We start from the raw sequence: 9,356 nt of genomic DNA, 5'->3' as shown, positions 1-9,356 counted from the left end.
GCAGGAATGGCGCGGTGTGAAGGTGCCGGGTCATGCCGCCGAGGTGCTCGCCTTCGTCCGGTCGCTCTAGCCCCCAGCCCCCCACGGCCGCCCACGCGGCCGGATCACACCGGCGCAGCGCCGGCGCCCCATGCCACTACCCAAAGCCCCGACCAAGCCCGCCACCCTGCTCGACCTGAGCGCCGAGCCGACCGCCCGGGTGCGGCGCAAACGGCCGGCCGCGGCGCCCGCGGCGGTGAACGAGGCAGCCGCGCCGCCAGCCGCCTCGGCCGCGGCGCCCGCGCCCGCTGCTGCAGCCGCTGCGGCACTGGCGCCGGCGGTGACGCCGGTAGCGACGCCGGCACCCATCGCATCAGCCCGGGCGGCCGCCGAACCGGCGAAGGTGCGGCGCCGCGCCGGCCGTGGGTCTGCGCCCGCAGACTCGATGGCAGCGACCGAGTCCCCGGCGGCCGCAGCAGCGGCGGCAGTCGCCGCCAGGCCCGGGGGCGCGGTGAGGCCGGAAGTCGTCAAGCCGGTGGTCGCCGCCGCGCCGCGCACGAGTCCGGGCGCGCGCAAGCTCTTCGTGCTCGACACCAATGTGCTGATGCATGACCCGAGCAGCCTGTTCCGCTTCGCCGAGCACGACATCTACCTGCCGATGATGACGCTCGAGGAGCTCGACAGCCACAAGAAGGGCATGTCGGAGGTGGCGCGCAATGCACGCCAGGTGAGCCGCTCGATCGATGCGCTGATCGCGGCCGCCCATGACCGCATTGACGAGGGCATCGCGCTGTCCGCCCTGGGCAGCCGCGAGGCCGCCGGGCGCCTGTTCTTCCAGACCCAGGCCGTGGCTGCGGCCCTGCCCGAGAGCCTGCCCGCGGGCAAGGCCGACAACCAGATCCTCGGCGTGGTGCGCGCCCTGCAGGAACTGATGGGCGGGCGCGAGGTGGTTTTGGTGTCCAAGGACATCAACATGCGCATCAAGGCCCGCGCGCTGGGCCTGCCCGCCGAGGACTACCGCAACGACCAGGTGCTCGAGGACACCGATCTGCTCTACAGCGGCCGGCTCGAATTGCCGGCGAACTTCTGGGAGCGGCACGGCAAGGGCGTGGAATCGTGGCAGCAGGGCGGCTTCACCTTCTACCGGATCACCGGGCCGCTGGTGGCCAGCATGCTGGTCAACCAGTTCGTCTGGCTGGAAGGCGACATGCCGCTGGCCGCGCAGGTGCGCGAGATCACCGGCCGCACCGCGGTGCTGCAGACCCTGCGCGACTACGCCCACCAGAAGAACGCGGTCTGGGGCGTCACCGCGCGCAATCGCGAGCAGAACTTCGCGCTGAACCTGCTGATGAACCCCGAGATCGACTTCGTGTCGCTGCTCGGCCAGGCCGGCACCGGCAAGACCCTGCTCACCCTGGCCGCTGCCCTCACCCAGACCATCGAGGCCAAGCGCTACAACGAGATCATCATGACCCGCGCCACGGTGCCGGTGGGCGAGGACATCGGCTACCTGCCCGGCACCGAGGAAGAGAAGATGCAGCCCTGGATGGGCGCCCTCGAGGACAACCTCGAGGTGCTCAACCATGGCGACTCGGGCGCCGGCGACTGGGGCCGCTCGGCTACCCAGGACCTGATCCGCTCACGGGTGAAGGTCAAGGCCATGTCCTTCATGCGCGGGCGCACCTTCGTGAGCAAGTTCCTGATCATCGATGAGGCGCAGAACCTCACGCCCAAGCAGATGAAGACGCTGATCACCCGCGCCGGGCCCGGCACCAAGGTGGTCTGCCTGGGCAACATCGCGCAGATCGACACCCCCTACCTCACCGAGGGCTCGTCGGGCCTCACCTATGTGGTCGACCGCTTCAAGGGCTGGGCCCACAACGGCCACATCACCCTGCAGCGCGGCGAGCGCTCGCGGCTGGCCGACTACGCCGGGGAGGCGCTCTGAGCGCAGCCCCTGGTCACACCGACCCGGCGGTGAAGTTCTCGAACTTGGTGTACTGACCCACGAAGGTCAGGCGCACCGTGCCGATCGGGCCGTTTCGCTGCTTGCCGATGATGATCTCGGCGGTGCCCTTCTCGGCCGAGTCGGGGTTGTAGACCTCGTCGCGATAGATGAACAGGATCACATCGGCATCCTGCTCGATGGCGCCGGACTCGCGCAGGTCGGACATCACCGGGCGCTTGTTCGGCCGCTGCTCGAGCGAGCGGTTGAGCTGCGAGAGCGCGATCACCGGGCAGTTGAGCTCCTTGGCCAGGGCCTTGAGGGAGCGCGAGATCTCGGAGATCTCGGTGGCGCGGTTCTCGCCGGAGGAGCTGGCGCTCATCAGCTGCAGGTAGTCGACGATGACCAGACCAAGCTGGCCGCACTGGCGTGACAGCCGGCGCGCCCGCGCGCGCAGCTCGAGCGCATTGAGCGCGGGCGTCTCGTCGATGTGCAGCTGCACCTCCTGCATCTTCTGGATGGCATTGGTCAGCCGCGGCCAATCGTCATCGACGAGGCGGCCGGTGCGAAGCCGCTGCTGGTCGAGGCGCCCCACCGAGCAGACCATCCGCAGGGCGAGCTGGGTGGCGCCCATCTCCATGGAGAACACCGCCACCGGCAGGCCCTGATCGACCGCGACATGCTCGCCGATGTTCAGGCTGAAGGCGGTGTTGTGGGTGACGCAGTCGTCGCTGGTGATGTAGAGCCGCGTGGGATGGGAGACCGAGATGCAGCGGGTCTGCGCCTCGCCGGCCGGCTCGATGGCGACCAGTGCCGGGCGACGCGGCGGCCGCGCGGGCACGCCATGCACACGCTGGCAGCCCAGGCCCGGCAGGGCGGGCAGGCTCATGGCCAGATGCACCGGCGCGAGGTTGTGCGCCGCCATGCCGGTGGCCGCGCGCGCACGGCACCAGCCCCCGAGCGAACGCACCAGCGCGGTCAGGTCGCGGGCCAGACCCGACGCCCGCACCCTGAGCCGCAGCAGGCCGTCGCGCCCCGCCTGCGCCGAGGCGCCGAGCAGGCCGTCGAGCAGCGCGATGCGCGACTCGCGCCCGGACTCCAGGAAGCACGCCGGCAAGCGCAGCGCCTGCAAGTCGGCCGCCCACAGACCCAGGACGCGCAGGCGCTCGCGCAGGGCTCGGGCATCCGGCTGGGCAGAGGCATCGGCAGGGATCCCGATGGTGGCGGCGGTGGCGGTGGCGGTGGCCGCAGCGACGGCATCTGCGCTGGCGGCGAGCGGTTCGTCTCCGTGGAGGGCCGGCACCCTCGCCTCGCGCATCATCCGACCCAGCCGCGCGCGCATGGCCGCATCCTGGAGCAGACCGGCCAGGGCCTGAGCCCAGACCGCCTCGCGCCGCGCGGCATCATCGTCGGCGGCCTCATCGGCCGAGCGCATCAGCAGGCCGAGCGCGAAGGGGTCGAACGGCAACGGATCGTGATGACCGAAGCGGCCCTCCGGCAGGTCGATGGTGAGCGGCACGCGCGTGCCGGGCCGGGCGAGCTGCCGGGCCAGCCAGGCGGTGCTGACCACGCGCGGCCGCACGCCACGGCCCACCCGCACCCGCCAGAGATGTTCGGCGCAGGCCACCGCCTGACGGCCGTCGGAAAAGCGCAGCCGCCAGACCGGGCATCGCCCCTGCGGGTAGACGCCGGTCACCCGGGAGGGCCGGCCATCGACCGAGGCGATGGCATCACCCACACGCAGACTGTCGATGCGGACCCAGCCCTGCGGGGTGCGCACCGGCGCGTCATCGGGCTGGGCCTTGCCCATGGAGGGCCGCCCGGCCACGATCACCAGATCGCCGGGCTGCAGGCCGGAGGTCATGCGATCGAGATCGGAGAAGCCGGTGGGCACCCCGGTGACATCACTGCTGCCGCCGCGGTTGTAGAGGGTGTCGATGCGCTCGACCACCTGGCTGATCAGCGCGGTGAGCGGCTGGAAGCCGGCCGCGCCGCGCGAGCCGTCTTCGGAGATCTTGAAGATGCGTGACTCGGCCTCGTCGAGCAGCTGGCGGGTGTCCTTGCCCTGCGGGTTGAAGGCCTCGGTGGCGATCTGGTCGGAGGTGGCGATCAGCCGGCGCAGGATGGCGCGGTCACGCACGATCTCGCCGTAGCGCCGGACATTGGCCGCCGAGGGGGTCTCCTGGGCCAGGGCGTTGAGGTACTGCAGCCCGCCCGCCTCCTCGGCCTTGCCGGCGGTCTTGAGGGCCTCGAAGACCGTGACCACATCGGCAGGCTGGTTGCGCTCGATCAGGCGGGCGATCTGCTGCCAGACCAGACGATGGTCGTGACGGTAGAAATCATCCTCGCGCAGGATGTCGGCCACCCGCTCGAAGGCCTGGTTGTCGAGCATCAGCCCGCCGAGCACCGCCTGCTCGGCCTCGATGGAGTGGGGTGGCAACCGCAGCGCCGCGACCTCGCGGTCGATGGGCGCCGAGGGCGGGGGAAAGGAGTCGTCGGGGCTGCTCATGAGGGGGTCACCTGGCGCGCGAGGCCTATCTTATCGGGCTCCCGGCCCCGGCGGGGACTGCCCGGCAGGCCGCCCGTCCGACGCAGGCTGCCATGAAAACGGGGGCCAGCGGCCCCCGTCAGGGCGGGCGCCATGCGCCCGCGACGCGCGAGGCTCAGGCCTCGGGCGTGACCGCGATGGTGACCTCGACCACGACATCGGAGTGCAGCGCGACCTGCACGCCGTGCTCGCCGATGGCCTTGATCGGGCCGTTGGGCAGCCGGACCATGGCCTTGTCGACCTTGAAGCCCTGACCGCCCAGGGCGGTGGCGATGTCGAAGTTGGTGACCGAGCCGAACAGCCGGCCGTCGACCCCCGCCTTCTGGGCGATGGTGACGCTGGAGCCGGCAAGGCGCTCGCCCTCGGCGCGGGCCGCGGCGAGCTTGTCGGCCTGGGCCTTCTCGAGATCGGCGCGGCGCGCCTCGAATTCCTTGATGGCCGACGCGGTGGCGCGACGCGCCTTGCCGGTGGGGATGAGGTAGTTGCGCGCGTAGCCGTCCTTGACGCGGACGACATCGCCCAGCGAGCCGAGGTTCAGGACGCGTTCGAGCAGAATGATCTGCATGGTGTGCTCCGGCGTCGATCAGTGGTTGTCGGTGAACGGCAGCAGCGCCAGGAAGCGGGCGCGCTTGATGGCCTCGGTCAGCTGACGCTGGTAGCGGGCCTTGGTGCCGGTGAGACGGGCCGGGATGATCTTGCCGGTCTCGGTGATGAAATCCTTGAGGAGCTCGACATCCTTGTAGTCGATGTACTCCACCTTCTCTGCAGTGAACCGGCAGAACTTCTTGCGCTTGAACAGCGCGTTCTGAGCCGGACGCTTCTTCTTGCCATCTTTGGGACCACGGCGAAAGAACGCCATATCACACCTCGATCAGTTCAAATTCATTGACATGCAGCACCAGCTGCCGGGACTGCCGCCGCCGGGGGGCCAGAAAGCCCTCCACCTGCAGCGCCGTACCCATCGGCAGCACCGCCGCCCGCTTGGCCAGCGCCCCTGCAAACCGCGTTGCGAGTTCCAGCTCGACCGTTCGGGCCAGACCCGCCTCGGACTGCGCCGACTGGTGCGCCAGGGTGGCATCGACCACCGGGATGCCCGCCGGCGTGTGGCGCAGACCTTCGCTGGCGATCAGACGGGCCTGCAGTCGCAGCCGGTTGGCGGCGGTGACGCTGCCGGGCGCAGTCACGGCGTGGGGCCGGGACGCGTCAGGCGGCGCTGGGCTGGGGTTCGGGGGCCTTCTTGGCCTCCTCGCGCTGGATCTGCTTCCACATGGGCGACGGGCCGGTCTCGGCCTTGCGCATGGCCACGGTGAGGTGGCGCAGCACGGCATCATTGAAGCGGAAGGCGTGCTCGAGTTCGGCCAGCGTGGCTGGCTGGCACTCGATGTTCATGAGCACATAGTGGGCCTTGGCCACCTTCTGGATGGGATAGGTCAGCTGGCGCCGGCCCCAGTCTTCCACCCGGTGGATCTTGCCCTGCTGGGCTTCGACCATCGCCTTGTACCGGTCGATCATGGCGGGCACCTGCTCGCTCTGATCCGGGTGGACGATGAAAATGACTTCGTAGTGACGCATCAGGACTCCTTGTGGACGAAGGCCGGAAACCGGCAAAGGCCGCGGGCCGGCGTCAGGCACCGCGGCAAGGATGACGAAAAGCCTCAGATTCTAACCCGAATCGGGCTGACTGATCCAGTGACGGTCCTGACCACCGAGCAGCGCGGCCATGATCGCCCGTTCGCGGCGGTCGATCCGCGCCAGGAAGGCGTTGGTCGAGGGCAGGCCGGCGAAGGCCGCGAAACCCCGGCTGAGGAAGTCATGCATCTGCCCCACCCCGGCCAGCCGCGCCGGCAGCGCCATCGCCGAGAGCAGGCGCCCGATGGCAGGATGCGACACCAGCCCCTCCAGCGAGCGGCCGATGCGCAGCACGAGGTCGAGCTGATGCGCGCGGGCCTCGGCGGCGCCGGGCTGGCGATAGGCGCGGGCATAGGCGGCCTCGTCCAGGCCCTGCCCGGCGGTCTCGCCCAGGGCGCGGGCCAGGCTCTCGTCGAGCCGCTCGGTGAGGGCATCGAGCTCCACCGCATCGGCCACAGTATGCAGGGCACGTTCGGGCAGCAGGCGGCTGAGCGTGGGCAGCAGCCGGATCAGCTCGGTGTCACGGCGCGAGAAGTCCTTGGCGCCGTAGAGGTCGTCGAGAAAGAAGCGGGCCGCGGGCGCCGTACCGGCATCGGCCAGCAGGTCGGCATGGGTGCGGGCCAGCCGCGCAGCCTGCCAGCGCTTGACGGCGCCGGTGGCCTCGCGCAGCCCGGCATCAGCCGCGATCGCCCGGCGCAGGCTCGCCACCTGCGCGGCGGCGCGCGCCAGACGCTCGCCGGCGTCGTCGGGCGGGTCGGGCTGGCCGCGTCCGCCATGACCGGGCCGACCGGGCGGGTCGTCGTCGAGGCTGCCGGGGCCGCCCGCAGAGACGCTCATGCGCGGGCTAGAAGTGGATGCCGCGCATCAGCTGCTGGAACGCCACCTGGTCGGCGCTGAGCTGCGCCGCGCGCCCGCCCTCGCGGCCCTTGGCGGCATCGGAGTCAGGGAACATCCGGAACGAGGTGTTCATCACCACCTGCGCCACCCGCGGAATGAGCGCGTGCATCACCTGACCGACCACGCCCAGCCGGGTGGCGATGCGCACCGGCTTGCTGACGATCGCCTCGACCACCAGGTCGGCGGCTTCGTCAGGCGAGAGGGTGGGCACATTGTTGTAGAGACGGGTGGGCGCGATCATCGGCGTGCGCACCAGCGGCATGTTGATGGTGGTGAACTTGATGCCCACATCGGCGAACTCCGAGGAGGCGCAGCGGGTCCAGGCGTCGAGCGCGGCCTTGGAGGCCACATAGGCCGAGAAGCGCGGCGCGTTGGTCAGCACGCCGATCGACGAAATGTTGATCACCTGGCCGCCGCCACGCGCCTGCATCGCCGGCAGCAGGCCCATGGTCAGGCGCAGCGCCCCGAAGTAGTTGAGCTGCATGCAGCGCTCGAAGTCGTGGAAGCGGTCGTAGCTGTTCTCGATGCCGCGACGGATGGAGCGACCGGCGTTGTTGACCAGGAAGTCGACCCCGCCGTGCGTGTCGAGCAGCCACTTCACCATGCGGTCGGCATCCTGCAGATCGGCGAGGTCGACCGCGAAGGTATGCAGCTCGTGACCGAGCGCGGCCACCTGCTGGCGGGCCTCCTGCAGCTTGTCCTCGTCGCGGCCGCAGACGATGGTGATGGCACCCGCCTGGGCGAGCTTGATCGCCGCCGCCAGGCCGATGCCCGAGGAGCCACCGGTCACCAGCACCACCTTGCCGGCCACCTGGCCGCGCAGGCTGCGGTCGATGAACAGGTCGGGGTCGAGGTGGCGCTCCCAGTAGTCCCAGATCACCCAGGCATAGTCGGCCAGGCGCGGACAGGCGATGCCCGAGCCCTTGAGCGCGGCGGTGGTCTCGCGGCAGTCGAAGCGGGTGGGGTAGTTGACGAACTGCAGGATGTCCTCGGGCAGGCCGAGGTCCTTCATGAGCACATCGCGGATGCGCCGCACCGGGGTGAGCGCGAGCAGGCTCTTCTTGACGCCGCGCGGAATGAAGCCGAGCAGCGCGGCGTTGATGCGCAGCGTCATCGAGGGCGCGTGGGCCGCGCTGGCGAAGGTGTTGAGCACATCACCGACGCGCATCGGTTCGGGGTCGACCAGATGGAAGCAGCGTCCGTCGAGATCGCGGGCATGGGAGATGTGGTCGAGCGCGTTGACCACGAAGTCCACCGGCACGATGTTGATGCGCCCACCCTCGATGCCGATGGTCGGCATCCACGAGGGCAGCAGGCGGCGCATGCGCTGGATGAGCTTGAAGAAGTAGTAGGGGCCGTCGATCTTGTCCATCTCGCCGGTAACCGAATCACCGATCACCATGCCCGGCCGGTAGATGCGGAACGGCACCTTCGCCTGCGCGCGCACGATGCCCTCGGACTCGTGCTTGGTGGCGAAGTAGGGATGGTCCAGGCCCTCGGCCTCGTCGAACATGTCCTCGCGCCAGATGCCCTCGAACAGGCCGGCGGCGGCGATCGAGCTCACATGATGCAGACAGCCGGCCTTGATCTCGTTGGCGAAGGCCACGACATTGGCCGTGCCCTCGACATTGACCTTCCCCTGCGACTCGGCGTCGGCGCCGAGGTCATACACCGCAGCCAGGTGGTACACATGGCGGATCTTGCCGACCAGCGCGCGGCGCTCGGCCGCCTTCAGGCCCAGACCGGGGCGGGTGATGTCGCCCACCACCGGCACCACCCGGCGGCCGTCCACCCCCCAGAACTCGTGCAGCGCGGCGAGCTTCTCGGGCGAGGCATCGCGGATCAGGAAGTGCACGACCGCGCCGCGTCGCGCGAGCAGCTTGCGGACCAGACGCTTGCCGATGAAGCCGGTGGCGCCGGTGAGGAAGTAGGCCATGGGGTGTCTCCGCGCAGGGTGTTGATGTGGGTGTCCGGGCCGGCCCGGAAGCCGGCCGATGATTGCACCGGGCAGCGGCAGCGGCAAGCGGCCGCGGCGGTGCGCCGACTCATCCCGGGCCGCTTTAGGGTGCGCCCCCTAGACACGCGGGTCTACACTCGGCCCCATCGCTGGCGGATGGTCCGCCGGCACGCAGACAGGGAGTGATCCAGCATGGTCAGGAAGCTCAAGCAGCTCGCCAAGGAAAAGGACGAAGGCGGCCAGATCGCCGATGTGATCCGCGAATCGGCCGAGAAGATCTGGCTGGCCGGCCTGGGCGCCTTCGCCAAGGCGCGCATGGAGCCGGGCAAGGCCTTCGAGACGCTGGTGCGCGAGGGCCTCAGCCTGCAGTCGAAGACCCGCGCCATGGCGGGTGAGCGGCT

The 9,356-nt window shown here is 70.2% G+C and carries 9 protein-coding genes; 2 read left to right on the top strand and 7 right to left on the bottom strand.

Features of this window, described 5'->3' with window-relative positions:
• The first annotated feature begins 130 nt into the window (after nt 1-130).
• The gene (locus AC2H6A_RS15290; protein WP_484274522.1) at nt 131-1,927 is read left to right on the top strand and encodes a PhoH family protein; all 1,797 of its coding nucleotides are present in this window, start codon (nt 131-133) and stop codon (nt 1,925-1,927) included.
• A 13-nt stretch (nt 1,928-1,940) separates the two neighbouring features.
• Here AC2H6A_RS15290 and dnaB read toward each other — a convergent pair whose 3' ends face one another.
• From dnaB to AC2H6A_RS15255, 7 genes are all read right to left on the bottom strand, one after another.
• Nucleotides 1,941-4,433, bottom strand: coding sequence for a replicative DNA helicase (gene dnaB / locus AC2H6A_RS15285; RefSeq protein ID WP_484274521.1), 2,493 nt, complete (start codon nt 4,431-4,433; stop codon nt 1,941-1,943).
• Nucleotides 4,434-4,587: 154 nt separating this feature from the next.
• Nucleotides 4,588-5,037, bottom strand: a complete 450-nt coding sequence (rplI, locus tag AC2H6A_RS15280; protein ID WP_484274519.1) for a 50S ribosomal protein L9 — start codon at nt 5,035-5,037, stop codon at nt 4,588-4,590.
• An 18-nt stretch (nt 5,038-5,055) separates the two neighbouring features.
• On the bottom strand, nt 5,056-5,331 hold the full coding sequence (rpsR, locus tag AC2H6A_RS15275) for a 30S ribosomal protein S18 (protein WP_484274518.1): 276 nt from the start codon (nt 5,329-5,331) through the stop codon (nt 5,056-5,058).
• A gap of 1 nt (nt 5,332) precedes the next feature.
• Nucleotides 5,333-5,656, bottom strand: coding sequence for a primosomal replication protein N (gene priB / locus AC2H6A_RS15270; RefSeq protein ID WP_484274517.1), 324 nt, complete (start codon nt 5,654-5,656; stop codon nt 5,333-5,335).
• Between the two features lie 19 nt (nt 5,657-5,675).
• Complete coding sequence (rpsF, locus tag AC2H6A_RS15265) at nt 5,676-6,044, bottom strand: 30S ribosomal protein S6 (RefSeq protein ID WP_484274516.1); 369 nt, start codon at nt 6,042-6,044, stop codon at nt 5,676-5,678.
• 90 nt (nt 6,045-6,134) lie between these two features.
• Nucleotides 6,135-6,938 carry a DUF8198 family protein gene (locus tag AC2H6A_RS15260; protein WP_484274514.1) on the bottom strand — a complete coding sequence of 268 codons (804 nt, stop codon included), beginning with the start codon at nt 6,936-6,938 and terminating at the stop codon, nt 6,135-6,137.
• Nucleotides 6,939-6,945: 7 nt separating this feature from the next.
• Complete coding sequence (locus AC2H6A_RS15255) at nt 6,946-8,934, bottom strand: SDR family oxidoreductase (protein ID WP_484274513.1); 1,989 nt, start codon at nt 8,932-8,934, stop codon at nt 6,946-6,948.
• Nucleotides 8,935-9,147: 213 nt separating this feature from the next.
• Between AC2H6A_RS15255 and AC2H6A_RS15250 the strand changes: the two genes are divergently transcribed.
• A partial coding sequence (locus AC2H6A_RS15250) for a phasin family protein (RefSeq protein WP_484274512.1) occupies nt 9,148-9,356 on the top strand: 209 nt, incomplete at its 3' end.

Source organism: Quisquiliibacterium sp. (assembly GCF_982640115.1).
This window is presented reverse-complemented; position numbering and strand designations above follow the sequence as displayed.